The sequence below is a fragment of the Carboxylicivirga caseinilyticus genome (assembly GCF_050589785.1).
GTDB classification, from domain to species: Bacteria; Bacteroidota; Bacteroidia; order Bacteroidales; family Marinilabiliaceae; genus Carboxylicivirga; species Carboxylicivirga caseinilyticus.
The window spans coordinates 59,846-75,784 of sequence record NZ_JBNGOX010000007.1; the positions used below are offsets into that span (position 1 = coordinate 59,846).

At 37.1% G+C, this 15,939-nt stretch carries 13 protein-coding genes; 3 read left to right on the forward strand and 10 right to left on the reverse strand.

Translation table 11 applies throughout. The features are described from left to right. Nucleotides 1–26: 26 nt before the first annotated feature. From ACRD62_RS05540 to ACRD62_RS05585, 10 genes are all read right to left on the reverse strand, one after another. Nucleotides 27–1,664, reverse strand: coding sequence for a ribulokinase (locus tag ACRD62_RS05540; protein ID WP_430819135.1), 1,638 nt, complete (start codon nucleotides 1,662–1,664; stop codon nucleotides 27–29). Between the two features lie 24 nt (nucleotides 1,665–1,688). Beyond that, nucleotides 1,689–2,717, reverse strand: coding sequence for a zinc-dependent alcohol dehydrogenase (locus ACRD62_RS05545; protein WP_430819136.1), 1,029 nt, complete (start codon nucleotides 2,715–2,717; stop codon nucleotides 1,689–1,691). An 89-nt stretch (nucleotides 2,718–2,806) separates the two neighbouring features. Further along, on the reverse strand, nucleotides 2,807–3,493 hold the full coding sequence (locus ACRD62_RS05550; protein ID WP_321412412.1) for an L-ribulose-5-phosphate 4-epimerase: 687 nt from the start codon (nucleotides 3,491–3,493) through the stop codon (nucleotides 2,807–2,809). Between the two features lie 18 nt (nucleotides 3,494–3,511). After that, entirely contained in the window at nucleotides 3,512–5,194 is a 1,683-nt protein-coding gene (locus ACRD62_RS05555) for a sodium:solute symporter (RefSeq protein ID WP_430819137.1), read from the reverse strand. A 68-nt stretch (nucleotides 5,195–5,262) separates the two neighbouring features. Further along, complete coding sequence (gene araA / locus ACRD62_RS05560; protein WP_430819138.1) at nucleotides 5,263–6,774, reverse strand: L-arabinose isomerase; 1,512 nt, start codon at nucleotides 6,772–6,774, stop codon at nucleotides 5,263–5,265. 126 nt (nucleotides 6,775–6,900) lie between these two features. Next, complete coding sequence (locus tag ACRD62_RS05565; RefSeq protein ID WP_430819139.1) at nucleotides 6,901–7,593, reverse strand: NUDIX hydrolase; 693 nt, start codon at nucleotides 7,591–7,593, stop codon at nucleotides 6,901–6,903. A 344-nt stretch (nucleotides 7,594–7,937) separates the two neighbouring features. Continuing rightward, nucleotides 7,938–8,672, reverse strand: coding sequence for a LytR/AlgR family response regulator transcription factor (locus tag ACRD62_RS05570; RefSeq protein ID WP_430819141.1), 735 nt, complete (start codon nucleotides 8,670–8,672; stop codon nucleotides 7,938–7,940). Next, nucleotides 8,662–9,870 (reverse strand): sensor histidine kinase, encoded by a 1,209-nt coding sequence (locus ACRD62_RS05575; protein WP_430819142.1) that lies wholly within the window; start codon nucleotides 9,868–9,870, stop codon nucleotides 8,662–8,664. Before ACRD62_RS05575 ends, ACRD62_RS05570 begins: the two co-directional genes overlap by 11 nt. A 102-nt stretch (nucleotides 9,871–9,972) precedes the next feature. Next, a complete protein-coding gene (locus ACRD62_RS05580) occupies nucleotides 9,973–10,323 on the reverse strand; it encodes a DUF4907 domain-containing protein (RefSeq protein ID WP_430819143.1) in 351 nt (116 codons plus the stop codon). Beyond that, nucleotides 10,316–11,338, reverse strand: coding sequence for a Kelch repeat-containing protein (locus ACRD62_RS05585; RefSeq protein ID WP_430819144.1), 1,023 nt, complete (start codon nucleotides 11,336–11,338; stop codon nucleotides 10,316–10,318). The genes ACRD62_RS05580 and ACRD62_RS05585 overlap by 8 nt, the downstream gene beginning before the upstream one ends. A 261-nt stretch (nucleotides 11,339–11,599) precedes the next feature. Between ACRD62_RS05585 and ACRD62_RS05590 the strand changes: the two genes are divergently transcribed. From ACRD62_RS05590 to ACRD62_RS05600, 3 genes are all read left to right on the forward strand, one after another. Next, nucleotides 11,600–12,937 (forward strand): DUF4270 family protein, encoded by a 1,338-nt coding sequence (locus ACRD62_RS05590; protein WP_430819145.1) that lies wholly within the window; start codon nucleotides 11,600–11,602, stop codon nucleotides 12,935–12,937. Then, nucleotides 12,924–14,168 (forward strand): BamG family beta-barrel-assembly machinery protein, encoded by a 1,245-nt coding sequence (bamG, locus tag ACRD62_RS05595; protein ID WP_430819146.1) that lies wholly within the window; start codon nucleotides 12,924–12,926, stop codon nucleotides 14,166–14,168. Before ACRD62_RS05590 ends, bamG begins: the two co-directional genes overlap by 14 nt. Nucleotides 14,169–14,592: 424 nt before the next feature. Further along, complete coding sequence (locus tag ACRD62_RS05600) at nucleotides 14,593–15,918, forward strand: TolC family protein (RefSeq protein WP_430819147.1); 1,326 nt, start codon at nucleotides 14,593–14,595, stop codon at nucleotides 15,916–15,918. Nucleotides 15,919–15,939: the final 21 nt, after the last annotated feature.

Genomic DNA, 15,939 nt, shown 5'->3' on the forward strand with positions numbered 1-15,939 from the left:
TAATTATGAATCAAGCGAGTGCAGGCCTAAAATCCTGCTTCAGTAAGTTTTCCTAATTTGATATACTTTTCGTAAAGTGCTTTGTAAGCCTCTACATTTTCAGCAATTGGATAATATTCTTTTTCGAATCCCTGTCCCATTGCCTTTTGAGCATCAGCAATTGTAGTATGTACACCTGCTGCAACAGCAGCAAACATAGCAGCTCCCAATGCCACACTTTGCTCTGAACGAGCCACTTTAATTGGCATACCTAACACATCAGCCAATGTTTGCATTACAAAGTCTGATTTTTTAGCCACACCACCGATAGCCACAACCTGGTCTACTTTAACCCCGTTTTCTAGGAAACGGTCAACGATAGCTTTTGAACCATATGCAGTAGCTTCCACCAATGCACGGAAGATACGTGGTGCAGTTGATCCCAGATTTAATCCGGTGATCGTACCTTTTACATTTTGGTCAGCATCTGGCGTACGACGACCATTGAACCAGTCAGTAGCTAGTACAGTTGACTCTTCCATTGGAATTTGTGCAGCCTCATCAGCCAAAGCAGGGATAATTTTATCCATGATGGCTTTCTTCTCCTCTTCGCTAGATACAAATTGAAGTGGCCATTCCAATACACGTTTAAACCATGCATACACATCACCAAAGGCCGACTGACCTGCCTCTAATCCCATCATACCAGGTATTACAGAACCATCCACCTGACCACAGATACCAGGAATTAATTTGTCTCCCAATTCATCTTCAGGAGCCACCATAATATCACAGGTTGATGTACCCATGATACGAACAAATGTATTAGCTTCAATCTCAGCACCTACAGCACCCATATGAGCATCAAATGCACTTACCCCCACAACAACATCAGTTGACAAACCTAATTTGGCAGCCCACTCAGCTGTTAGTGTACCGAAAGCCTCGTCACTTGTATATGTATCTTTAAATAAATTTTCACGTAATCCTTTTAATTCAGGACCTAACTCAACCAAAAACTCTTCGGGAGGAAGACCATTCCAGTCTGTATGCCATAAAGCTTTATGACCAGCAGCACAACGACTTCTCTTCACTTCATTCAAAGCTGTTTTACCGGTTAGTACAGCAGGTAACCAATCGCAATATTCAATCCAGGAAGCAGTGGCTGCTTTAACAGCTTCATCTTTACGCAAAGTGTGCAAAACTTTAGCCCACACCCACTCCGATGAATAAATACCACCTTCGTATTTAGTAAAGTCTACATCCCATTTACGAGCCAGTTCATTAATTTCATCTGCTTCTTTAACAGCAGTATGGTCTTTCCATAAAATAAACATAGCATTAGGGTTCTCCTCAAACTCAGGTAACATTGCCAAAGGCGTTCCGTTTACATCAGTTAAAGCAGGAGTACTACCGGTTGTATCAAATGATATACCTACTACATTTTCTGCAACTGAAGAATCACACTTGGCTAAAGCTTCTGCAATAGTAGCTTCCATCACCTCCAAATAATCTTTTGGATGCTGACGGTATTGGTTTTGAGCAGGCACACAGTATTTACCTTCCATCCAACGTGGATAATACTTTACTGATGAAGCCATTTCTTCACCTGTATTTACGTCTACAATCAAGGCTCTTGCTGAGTCAGATCCATAATCCAACCCTATTACGTATTGTTTTTTCATTGTTCTATTTTTTGAATCAGTTAACTAGAAATTAACCATTGCTTTAATTACATTATCACTATATGCAGCTACCTTCTCGAAAGCTAGTCCGGCTTGATCCACCTTATAATCATGAGAGATCATGTTTTGATAATAATCCGGATTACCTGCTATCATATCTATAGCTTCTTCAAAACTATTGTTCTGACGACGGACATTCTGAACACAGATCTCTTTGCGACGCATCATATCCATATTAAAACTCAATGACTGAGTTTCGGGGATACCAACAAACATTAACTTTCCTCCCGGCTTAAGAATTCTTAAAGCCTGATCGAGGGCTTCCTGTTTTCCACAACATTCATACACCACATCATATCCAAGTTCAGCCTGCTTTTTTATTTCTACTTCCTCATCAGGAGTAAAAGCTGAAGCTGCTCCGCATTCTTTAGCAAAATGCTTACGATATTCCAGTGGTTCAATAACGGTAATGTGCTTTTGCCCTCCATGCAGACAAGAGGCCAGCACTGTTAAACCGATAGGTCCTGCTCCTAAAATGGCAACTTTAAAGTCTTTTTGATGCATTGCTGAGAGCTTGTATGCATACAATCCAATTGAAAGGGGTTCTGCAAATGCTGCCAATTGTGGAGTCAAATGATCTGGAACTTTTACACAACAGATTTGTGGTATTACAAAGGTTTCACTCATACAACCTTCCATCTGCCCCGGACAACCTAAAAACTTCTGATTTAAACAGGTATGTCTTCTGTCGTTTAAACACTCTGAACAAACACCACAATAAACTGTCGGTTCGATGGCTACCTTATCGCCAATCTTTAAATCTTTTACTTCGGCTCCTACTTCCAGCACTTCACCAGAAGCTTCGTGTCCAACTCCCCAGGGATATTCGACTACTTGAGAACCAATATTTCCTTCGTTATAATAATGAATATCAGAACCGCATACTCCTACGGATTTGATAGCCACTTTAACTTCATCAGCTTTTACAATGTTAGTCTCCTTAACATCATAAACTCCAATTTTTCTAATTCCGGAAATCTTAACTGCTTTCATTTTTTTAATATCAAGTACAGAGAATTAAGTATCAAGACTAAGCACAAGGTAATATGCTTGTACTTATGTCTTGATACTAATTTCTTCACCTATCCTTGTCCGTAATAAGCATTAGCGCCATGTTTACGGTTGAAGTGTTTTTCTGTCAGATACGGATTCATAGTAGCACGTGGATTAATTTGAAGAGCCACTGAATTCATTTTGGCTACTTGCTCAATCACCACACTATTATGAACAGCATCATGTGCATCTTTACCCCATGAGAATGGAGCATGGTTTTTCACAATTACTCCAGGAACATGCATTGGATTAATATTCTTGAACGTATCAATAATAACCGTGCCTGTTTCTTTTTCATATGCTCCTTCTATTTCTGCAGGAGTCATATCGCGGGTACATGGAATATCACCATAGAAATAATCAGCCTGAGTAGTTCCTAAAATAGGAATATCACACCCTGCATGAGCCCATGCTGTTGCATAAGTTGAGTGCGTATGAACTACTCCACCAATCTCAGGAAATGCTTTATAAAGCTCCAGGTGAGTAGGTGTATCAGACGAAGGTTTCAGGTTTCCATCAACCACTTTTCCATCCAAATCAACAACCACCATGTCTGATGCTTTCATTACATCGTACTCAACCCCACTAGGCTTGATCACAACCAATCCTGATTCACGATCAATCGCACTCACATTTCCCCAGGTAAAGATTACCAGGTTATGTTTTACCAACTCAAGATTGGCTTTAAAAACTTCTTCTTTTAATTGTTCTAACATCAACTAAGTAATTAAATGTTACCAGAAATAAATATAGAACGCAACTGTTAAAGCGATGATAATTACAGTGTGAATTACATCCCACTTACCCCAGCTGGCACGTGTCGCTGCTTTTTGTTCTGGTGTAGCAGTACCAAATACCAAGCCCTGAATTTTTTCTGCACTTGGAGCTTCGGTTACCAAACTCACTACAAATACCACAACCAAACAGATTAACAACATCCAACCACTGAAGAACAGCCAGTTAGTATCATAAAATACTGATTTAAATAAACTATCTGCAGCATCAGCCGTTGATGAGTAATATACTTTCGCACCTAAACGGGTTAATCCGATAATAAAACCAGATAATAGACCCCACATACCACCTTTTGCAGTTGCTCTTTTCCAAAGAACTCCCATTAAGAAGGCAGCTGCGATACCTGGTGCCAATACTGATTGAACATCTTGCAGGTATTCATACAATACATCACCAATGCTACGCATAATTGGAATCCAAAGAATACCCAATAATACAATTACAACCGTTGCAATCTGACCAATTTTCACTAATTTCTTCTCAGGAGTTTCTGGTTTGAAACGCTTGTAGAAGTCAATGGTAAATAACATTGCTGATGAGTTAAACAACGATGCCAATGAACTCATTAAAGCAGCCAAAATACCAGATACAACCAAACCTTTAACACCAGCAGGTAACAACTGTGTTACCAACGATGGGAAAGCAGCATCAGCACTTGGTAAAACATACTCTTGTCCGTTTAAGATAATTCCACCTTTAGCACTCATAGCATAAGCGATCATACCCGGAATCAGGAATAAGAATACAGGAGTCAGTTTTAGGTAAGCGCCAAAGATAGTACCTCTACGAGCCTGAGTCTCATCTTTACCCGATAACACACGTTGTACAATAAACTGGTCGGTACACCAGTACCAGAAACCAATTACTGCAGAACCAATCAATGCTCCCAACCATGGGAAATTTGCATCACGGTTATCTCTGATTAGGTTAACCATGGTATCTCCATATTCATTGGTTTTGGTAGCACCGGCAATTTCCAATACCTGTTCCCAACCACCAACTGCTTTCAAACCTAAGACCAAAATAATTAATGATCCTAATAATAGAATCGGTGTTTGTAATACCGATGTATAAAGAACTGATTTCATACCACCAAAAATGGTATAAACAGCCGTTAAAAGAACCAAACCAACAGCTGAGATCCAGAAGAAATCTATTCCCCAAAGTTCTTCGATACCGAAAACCTGCTGGAATACCAATCCTCCGGCATAAACTGTTACAGCTACTTTTGTTAAAACGTAACTAACTAACGAAATAAGTGAAAGAATAGTACGGGATTCAGGATTGAAACGTCTCTCAAGAAATTCCGGCATGGTTAATACCATACTACGCGAATAAAATGGTACAAATACCCAACCGAGTATTAATATCATCCATCCTTGAATTTCCCAGTGTGCCATTGCCATACCTGATGATGCACCAGCTCCGGCAAGACCAATTAAATGTTCCGATCCAATATTGGACGCAAATATAGAGGCACCAATAGCAATCCATGTTGCATCACGTCCTCCCAGGAAGTAATCTTCTGAGTTGTTAGATTTCTGACTGATAACCCAAATAACGATACCGATCAGAAAGACAAAAAATAGTCCAATTACAACCCAGTCTAATGTTGTCATCATAATAGTTTGTATTTAGTTGTTTAAGAAAGAAGGAGTTGTACGCCTCCTTCTTTCCTTATTTAAGAGTATTATAATCCTTTAGATAAATGATAATACAAATCGTTCCAACGAAGTTCTTTTTTGAACTCAGGAATAGTAGTGTTTTCGTCAATCAATACCAATTCAACACCTGCCATTTCAGCGAAATCTTCCAGATATTCAACTGTTAAGTCATATGAGAAACTAGTGTGGTGAGTACCACCTGCCAAAATCCATGCTGCAGCACCAACTTCGAAGTTTGGTTGTGGAATCCACAATGCACTTGCAACCGGAAGTTTTGGAAGTTTCTTAGACTCGATACAATCAACTGTATTAACGATCATACGGAAACGGTTACCCATATCAATTACAGTTGCAGCAACACCTGGTCCGGTTTTACTTGTAAATACCAAACGTGCAGGATCTGCTTTTCCACCAATTCCCAATGGGTGAACTTCTACGCGAGGCTTATGATCAGCAATCAAAGGACAAACCTCTAGCATATGAGCCTGAAGAATTGAGCTATTCTCACCATCGAAGTTCAACGTATAATCTTCAAGGAAAGAACATCCTTTGTAATCAGGTAAGTTTTGGCTCATAAACCACATATTACGACATAATGCAGCCGTTTTCCAGTCTCCTTCAGCACCAAATCCATAACCATCAGCCATCAAACGCTGTGAAGCCAAACCTGGTAACTGATCAACACCCTCTAAATCATCAAAGTTGGTAGTAAATGCCTTAGCTCCCTTAGCTTCAAGGAAACGACGTAATCCAATTTCGATACGGGCAGCATTCTCAACCTGACCACGAAATTCTCCACCAGCTTTACAGTTATCAGCAAACTCATAATCCTGTTCGTAAACTTTAACCAGCTCAGCAACTTCAGCATCAGTTACTTTATCCTGATAAGCTACTAAATCAGCAATAGGACTGTAGTCAACATGATATCCAAATACTCTTTCTGCTTCAACTTTGTCACCATCTGTTACAGCAACATTGTTCATTTGATCACCGAAACGGATAATCAACATATCACGAGAATCAGCATAAGCAGCAGCTACACGAGCCCATGTTGCGATCTTATCCAATGTTTTTTCATCTTGCCAGTGACCAACAACTACTTTACGATTCATACGCATACGAGCCATGATATGACCAAATTCTCTGTCACCATGAGCACTTTGATTCAGGTTCATGAAATCCATATCGATTTCATTCCATGGAATCTCTTTATTGTATTGTGTATGTAAATGAAGAATTGGTTTACGCAACTCCTGTAGACCGTGAATCCACATTTTTGCAGGAGAGAATGTATGCATCCAGGTAATAACACCCACACAGTTCTCAGCACTGTTTGCTTCTTTACAAATATTATGGATTTCTTTCGATCCGGTTCCGGTAGGTTTTACCACTACTTTCACAGGAATTTTTGACGATGCATCAAATGCAGCTGCTATTTCTTTTGAATGTTCAGCAACTTGCTCTAATGTTTTTGGTCCGTAAAGGTGTTGGCTACCGGTTACAAACCACACTTCTAATTGATCTAATGCAATATTCATCTCTTTTCGATTTATAAATCAGATTAACGTTGTTTTACAAATATGATTAGATAATCTGATCATTAGTTTTTACTTTTATTAAATATACAACTTGTTATAGTACTTTATACTATCATTCTGTTAAAATCAAAGTTTTCCAAGCCGATCAAAAGACTTATCCTTCAAATCGTTTTTAAACTGAAAGTAATAAGCGCCTCTTCTCGATTCGGTTGTATTCTTCTCCTCCAAACGTTCCAACACATTCAGTGACAATACTTTCTTTCTGAAGTTACCCGTATCTAAATCGCGTTGAAATATAGCTTCATACAATCGACGCAACTGAAGCAAAGTAAATTTATCCGGAAGCAACTCGTTTCCAACCAACTCCAAACCTGCTTTAAGTTGCAACTTTTCAAGCGCGTTGTCAACCATTAGCTTATGATCAAAAACCAAGTTTGGCAAATCCTTAACCGACCACCAATGTGCACCGTTTTCGCGAACCTTATCTGAATTATGCTTATCGATACGTATTAAGGCATAATATCCAATACTCATTACCCTACCTTCAGGATCACGCTTTGGATCGGTATATACCTGAACCTGTTCAAGATAAATATCTTCCAAACCCGTAATTTTCTTCAAAACTCTGTGCGCTGCATCATCCGATGACTCTTCTTCCCCAACAAATCCACCCATTAGTGACCATTGTCCTTTGGCTGGTTCAAAGCCACGATGGTACAACAGCAACCTCAGATCACCATCTTCATATCCAAAAATAACACAGTCGATAGCGACATAATATTTGGAAAACTTATTATATTTTTCTCCCTGGTTCATCATTATGCAACAAATGTATAATAGTATTTTGTACTATTATAATTTTGAGAACATTTTTTTACTATTTTTATTAATTCTATTTAAAATGATGTAACTGATTAATTTATTCATTTTGACATAGATCCAATAATAAACCACCATTACAATACACACAATGCACTATAATGGTGACATTTAAACCTGAAAGAAAATAACTTTTCGGGATAAAAATCAGAATTACACTTACGCGTCATTAAAACACGCTGAAATGTTAACTTTTATAAAAAAGAAAGAAATAAAAACGAAGATATTAATTAATAAATGTACAAACTACTTCCATTATACCTGAAGTAATAACTGATCAAGCATTATTGCTCCATTATCCGTTTTTGAACAATGTCTTTGTACGACTTGCCAATAGGGATATATTTATCCAACCCGGCAAGTTTTATTTGATTTCCGTAGAAGGTTGTTATTTTATCAATATTGATGATATATGACTTATGAACACGGATAAAATCTTTCTCAGGCAACAAACCTTCCAGACTACGCAATGATTCCAAAGCAACATATTTTTCTTTGTCACAAAAGTATGTTACGTATTCGCGCATTCCTTCAATGCAAATAATGTTATTGAATTTTATCCGATGAATCTTATAATCTGCCTTTACCAACAGATAGTCTTTGGCAGGCTCCGCAGCCTGTACTGTAACAACTTCCGGTTGAACCACCACCGTTTCCTTATCTGCTACACGATCAAAAGCTTTATTTACACTTTGCATAAAGCGATCGAAAGAAAATGGTTTCAACAGATAATCCATCACATCCAGACTATAGCCTTCCAAGGCATACTCCTGATAAGCAGAAGTAATAACAACCATAGGTTTATGGCGCAATGTTTTCAGAAAATCAATTCCTGAAATCTCGGGCATCTGAATATCAATAAACATCAGATCCACTTTATTGGATTGTAAAACAGCCAAAGCCTTTAATGGAGAATCAAAGCGATCCAAAAGTTCCAGGTTAGGAACCTTTTTTATAAAATCGGTCAGTAATTCTCTGGCCGGAAACTCATCATCAATTACAATACAATTAAGCTTCATTTAAATCAATCTTAAGTAATACTCTAAACTCACTCTCTGTTTGCCCAACATATAATTCATGCTTTTCGGGATAAAGCATTTTCAGGCGTTGACGTGTATTTTCCACACCAATTCCTCCGGGTTCTCCATTTACGTTTTTCCCCAATAAACTGTTTCGAATTTCGAACCGTAGTAATCCTTTTTCAGTAGTCAGCACCATTTTAAGCCACCCTTTCTCAGTATCCTCCAACTTACTGTATTTAAACGCATTTTCGATAAAAGGAATCAACAACATCGGTTCAATCATTAATTGTCCATCTGCTCTGTCAATATCAACATGCAAATTTGGGATTCCCTCAATTTTAACACGCTGAAACTCGATGAAATTTCGAATATACGCTAACTCCTTTGACAATGGCACTTTCTTTCCTTCAGAATCATACAAAACATAGCGAAGCATTTCTGATAATTTCACAATCATATCCGGTGTCTTCACTGAGTTTAGTATCGATAAAGAGTAGATATTATTTAAAGCATTAAACAAAAAATGAGGATTGATCTGCGATTTCAAAAACTTCATCTCATTCTTAAGATTCTGATTCATCAGAGTCATCTCATTCTCATGTTGTTTGCGCGACTCCCCAATCACCCAAAACAAAATACTTATAAATAATATACCAATGGACGAAAGTGTTCCCATACGTATTCCTGGCGGAATTGGCACCCCTAATATTTCTTTCGAAAACGGTGGTTTGCGCCTTTCTCTCATAGCTAAGGAATCACCTTGTTCAAATTCGGGTTTCTGCCTTTTTTGCCATTCGTTATAGTCTTGCTCCCAAACCAAACTATCATTTAAATTTGAAAGTTCTTTGGACATTAAATTACGATCACGGCTAAATTCAACCTGATGATCTCTGTCGTCCGGTCCTTTTAAACCAATGTAATCATCAGTGATATAAAAAAGTATCGATGACACAACTAACACCACACCAACAGATAATACATAAGAAGTATATTTACTCTTACCCAACAAACGTGGTAACAGATAATAAGAGTTGAGATAAAAAAGGATGATATGCATAATTATGGTCCTTCCGGAAAATAATAATGCAACTTTTCTCTCCATCATTACAGATGGGCCATAAAACAAAAGCAGACTATATCCAATCCAAACTATTAAATGAATAATAATACTTGAAATTCTAGGCGGAACTCTCATCTCTCAACTACAATCAACTTAAATTTTAATACAAAAACGGGGAATAAATTTACTTATCCCCCGCAAAATACACCTTTTTAATCTAAACCCAAACAGAGTACTTCAGTTTACCGTTTCATGCTGAATAACCCCTGCTTTTATAAGCTCTTCTCCGCTAACTGTTGGCGACTCGTCATGAAGCAATTTGTTCACAACCATGTCAGCCACTATTTGCGCTTTATCTTTTGATTCGAATAAGTTGTACCCTTTAATGCCAGGTATATATTCCTGATGAATAAATACTTTACCATTTACCATAATCTCATACCCATATCCTTTATCCATGGTAAACACCTGGCTGGAAAATTTTGCATCTGAAGTAAATTCGGCGAATAACAGTGGAATAAAATATACCATTACTACTGCCAATACAATCAGATAATGAAGTTTATATTTCCGAAACAGATTAGTCATTATCGTCTTGCTCTGCGTTTGGATCGAATTTATATACATCATCGAAATATGCACTTGAACTACGACCTGTACCTACAAACGGAACATCATTTAATGTAAATGCAACTGCACCATAGCGAGCTGAACCTTCAAACTCACTTCTCTCTGTCCATAAATCAGTTGATGGATCATATTCCCATGTTCTGACTCCAGGATAACCAGGACCTCCGGTTGCTACATAACCTAATCCACCTGTAGTGAAAGCTGAAGCATAAACCCCAACGATTTCGTAGTCATCATCGTAACTTTCATCTTCGTTAGCATCATTGGCAATCTTTCTTTTCTCAGTCCAGGTATCAGTGTCTGCATCATATTCCCACAAGTCACCCAAATACTCACCATTATCGGTTCCCATACAAACGTATGCCAGGTCATTAATCACAAAGGCTGTACCATTACGTCGTTTACTACCTCCAATACTGGTTACTTTCTCCCATGTATTTGTTGATGGATCATATTTATAGAAATCCTTTAACAAATTACCATCATAACCGGTACCGACATAACCTATATCATTAACTGTAAAGGCAATGGCATCATATCGACCGCTACCCGGGAAATCTGCTTTTTGAGTCCAGGCATTTGCTTCAGGATCATATTCCCAAAGGTCTTTCAGTTTATTTTTACCATCAAAACCGGTTGTTACATATCCTTTACCTGCTGCACTAAAAGCAACTGCACTGTTTCGTCCTACACCAGGAAATTGAGCAACAGATGTTGAATCCCAGGCGTCCTTCTCAGCATTATATCTCCAGAAATCAGTCAATCGCTCATCCTCATCACCATTATATCCGGTTCCTACATAAGCATAATCACCAATTGTAAACGAAACAGCATCGCTTCGTGGAATACCTTCAAAAGAACCTTTCTTTATCCAGTTACCATATAAATCATCATCATCATCATCATCGCTACACGATACAATTAAAAGGGCCATTATGACCATTAACCATGTATAAAAGAAATTTTTTCGCATTGTTATAATTTTGAATTTGAACCAAAACTATAGGCTTGAAAAATCTACATAAAAACTTATCAACGAAAACTTCTCATTTATCCATATTTATCCAATCTTCTTCAACAAAAGTCATTCTTGTCGTTTAGGGAGAATAAACTGACATTCATTGAATTTTATATTTCATAGATAGAGATACGACCTGCATTTGTTGAATAGATTTAATGACTACACGGCTTCCTGTTTTATTTGCATCATCAAATAATTCAGATTCTAAATTGTATGTCATTAATATCGACACATTATAAATTATTTCTTTTTACAGCTCTTACCTTTATTGTTGGACTTTCAGCGTGCGATGAAGGTGACCTGGATGTAGCAAGCGGATTTGTAAGATCATCAACTTATACGGCACTGATTGATACCGTATCGATAAACTTATCCAGTATTAAGGCTGATTCAGTTCAGACTTCTGGTCGTGATGCCGGATTGGTTGGTTATTATAACAACCCGCTGATTGGAGGACAAAAAACGACCTGTTACTTTGCCATCAACATTCCTGAAAGCTTTTCGTGGGATAAGGAAAAGCAAATTATTGACTCAATTTCACTTTTGGTTAAACCCAATGGATACAGTATTGGTGATACCACTTCACTAATGTCATTCAGGGTGCACCAATTAAATGAATTGATTGATAAAGATAACAGTGCTTATCTTTATAATACAAGTCATTTTAGTTATGAGGAAGAACCTCTGGGAAGACGAGATGTTCTTTTATGGCCAGGCGAACAAAAAAGCATTGCTATTACATTAGACAAGCAATTTGCTTCTGACATTATAGATTTTGTTTTAGAAAATAAGAGTGTTTCTACCTATTCAACCTTATTCAAAGAAGAGTTTAAAGGTTTTGTTCTTGAAACAGACACAACCATTACAAAGGCAATGATTGGTTTAAACACTGCATCCGACACCTGTAAATTGAGGCTGTATTCACACATAATCAATCGTGAAAAAGAAAACTATACCATGGATTTTAGTTTACAAACCTCAACTTATCAATTTACTCAGATCGAAGAGAACAATACCAAAGAACCATGGAATAAACTAACGAATGGTACTATTAAACTTTCAGAGACAGAAACAAACTCTGAATGTTTAATCCAGAATGGAAATGGTTATTGTATCCGAATTGACTTCCCCTTCTTAAATAATCTACTTGAAATCAAACAGCAGGGTAGAATCATTAAGGCTGATTTAGTTCTTCGACCGGTAATGGATTATATGAAATATGCCGATTTGCCATCAACCATTTATATTAATGAGATTGATAAGATAAATGGCATTGGAGATTTCCTATATAATTCAAGTGGCGAATATTTAACTCCAACCTTAACCAAGGATATCTTATACAATAAGAATACCTATTATTCATTCGACATTACAAATTATTTGAATGACAGACTGGAAGAAACCATTGTTGACACTGATCAGGGCTTAGCTATTTCTTTTACCGACGATCAGGCCGGAACACAATTAGACTATATGGTAATTGGAGGCCAGTACCATAAAAACTACAAATCACAGTTAAATATTTACTATTACTATTATGATATTCAATAAAAGGCTGATTTTTGCTATCTGCATAAGTCTTCTATCCATCTCGGCATTTAGCCAAAACAATACAGCTTCTCCCTATTCAATGTATGGAGTAGGAAATATTGAATACAAAGGAGATGTTATCAACATGGGAATGGGTCACACGGGGTTGGCTCTTCCATCATCTAATTATATTAATACCATAAGTGCAGCATCGCTCAGTAAAATGGATAGTCTTACCATGCTGTTCAACCTTCAGGCGAAAGCAAGCTTAAGTACTTTTGAGTCATCCTCTCAAAAACAAAGCAATTTTAATTCCAATATCAATGGAATTTCAATGGCTTTCAAAGTGAATCCAAATTGGGGTATGGCTATTACGATATCTCCATATTCAAATATTGGCTATAATATTCAATCAGAAAAAGATATGATTGGCACCAACACAACTTATCCTGTAACCTATACTGGTGAAGGAGGCATATATGAATTGGGTTGGTCGAATGGAGTTGAATTATTCAAAAATTTCTCCCTAGGATTAAAATCTTCATTGCTTTGGGGTAACATTGATATCATTGAAAAATCAGAATATCCTTACATTCTGGGTCAAACGATTTATAATGAACATTCCTATCATGTTAGTAATTTCAATCTTGAATACAGCTTTCAGTATTATATTCCCATCCATAAATATACTTTAAGCTTTGGAGGTAACTATATGTCGGAAACCAGTTTGAACACCTGGTTTAAACAGCGCGTTTACACTGATGGTGACTACGAATATTACTCAGAGAAGACAAATGCCGACAATCTGTTCCTGCCAACCAGCTATGGAGGTGGAATTGCGATTCAGAAGGAGCAAAACTGGATTGTTGCTTTTGACTATCACAAAGGAGACTGGAGTAATATTAATTTGGCCAACACAACCAACAAAACTCGCGATACTCAACAATTCAATTTTGGTATTCAATACAGCCCTCAAAGAAATATTCACCGTTCTATTTTTAAACGAATGCAATATCGTGTAGGTGCCTTTTACGCCGATAATTACTTAAAAATAAAAGATGTTGAACTTAGTGAAAAAGGAATAACTGCTGGTTTTACCATCCCAATGAAAAACCAATCGTTACTTAACTTTGGTTACGAATATAAAGTGGGCGGGAGTTTAAAAAACGGACTGGTTAAAGAGAATTTTCACTCAATAAAACTAGGTTTGACTTTTAACGAAAGCTGGTTTAGAAAAAGTGTTTTTCAATAATTAATGATAGATTAATATTTGCCCATAATCGATGTTGCCGACACTGATTATGGGCTTTGCTTTTTTATGGAATTTAGATTATTAACAACCTATTCTCTTCACACTTATATTCTTATTCTAACACCTCCAATAATTGCCCAAAGAGGTAACATACTATTCAAAAAAACAACCTCAACATCTCCATAATCTCTCTTCACTACTACTGAATAAATTGATTTTTGCTGGTCAATTGAAAAATTTGCAGGAGTAAAAAAAGCCCCTTTATCGATAAAAATGCCCTGTTCTTCTATTTTAATTTCAGTCCTATTAAATAGGATCTACTTTCGAAATCGATATTGAAACTGACACGAAGAGTAACTCAATTTAAACAAGAGTTCATCAGTTTCAGAATGATCAAACAATAATCGAAAGTAAAATGAAAAATATGAAGATAATTAGTACACTGCTTATTCTCCTGATTGGAATAGGCAATTTATTAGCCCAGGATACTAGTTCCAACACATGGACTCTGGAACAATGTATCAACCATGCACTTTCACAAAACATTCAGGTTCAACAAACCCTACTCACTAACTTATCAAACCAGGTTGATGTAGAACAGGCGAAAGCGCAGAAGCTGCCTTCATTAAATGCCTCGGTAAGTTATACTGCCTCATGGTCGGGTTCTGATAATACCAACTCATGGGAGAGTGATTACAGAGACAATCAAAGTAATAACTTTAGCCTTAATTCCAGTGTCACTTTATTCAATAGTGGAAAACTCACCAAACTGATTGAGCAAGCCAAAATTGATATGGAAGCTGGTATTTATGATTCGGAGGCTGTTAAAGAAACGGTTTCTCTAAATATTCTGAATGCTTTTATGCAGGTAATCTTTAACAAAGAAAATGTTGAGAATGCCAAAATTCAAATGGAAGCAACACAGGAACAGGCAGAATATGCCGAAGCCAGATATGCTGCCGGAGCTATTTCGAAAACAGATTATTTGCAGGTTAAATCTCAATTGGCAACTGAAAAATCAAGCCTGATCAGTGCACAAAGTGAGTTGGCAATTTCAAAGGTAAATCTGATGCAGATGATGCTTTTACCTGTAAGTAACGACTTTGATATTTCGTACCCTGAACTAGCTGAAAATATCAATCAGGATTTGCTTCCGGATGCAACCGAGGTTTATTCAATTTCGGCTGACATCAGGCCAACATTAAGGAGCGCTGCATTTCAGAAGCAAAGTGCTGAGCTTAACGAAAAAATTGCAAAAGCCGGATATATGCCTGTTCTTTCAGCAAATACTGGATTATCTACTGGTTACAGCAATACCTTGGATGCCACCTATACTAATCAGTTAAACGACCGTTTTACTCCAAACGTGGGATTAACCTTATCGATTCCAATCTTTCAGAATAAACAAGTTAAAACGAGTGTAGCAAAGGCAAAGATTAGTTATCAGAATGCTGAATTAACTGAAAAAGATGAGCAAAACACACTTCGAATGAACATTGAACAGGTTTGTCTGGATGTGATGACTTCGCAATATGAGTTTGAAGCCTACAAAGAAGTATTTGAAGCCAACGAAGAATCATATGCTCTGGCTGAAGAAAAATACAAAAACGGTTTGATGAACTCTGTTGACTTCATTTTTGAGAAGAATAACCTGATACAGGCTCAAAGTTCATTTTTACAATCGAAATACAAATTACTATTCAATTATAAGATCCTTGATTTTTACAAAGGTCAACCCATTACTCTTTAAAATAAAGTATCAGGTAGTAAG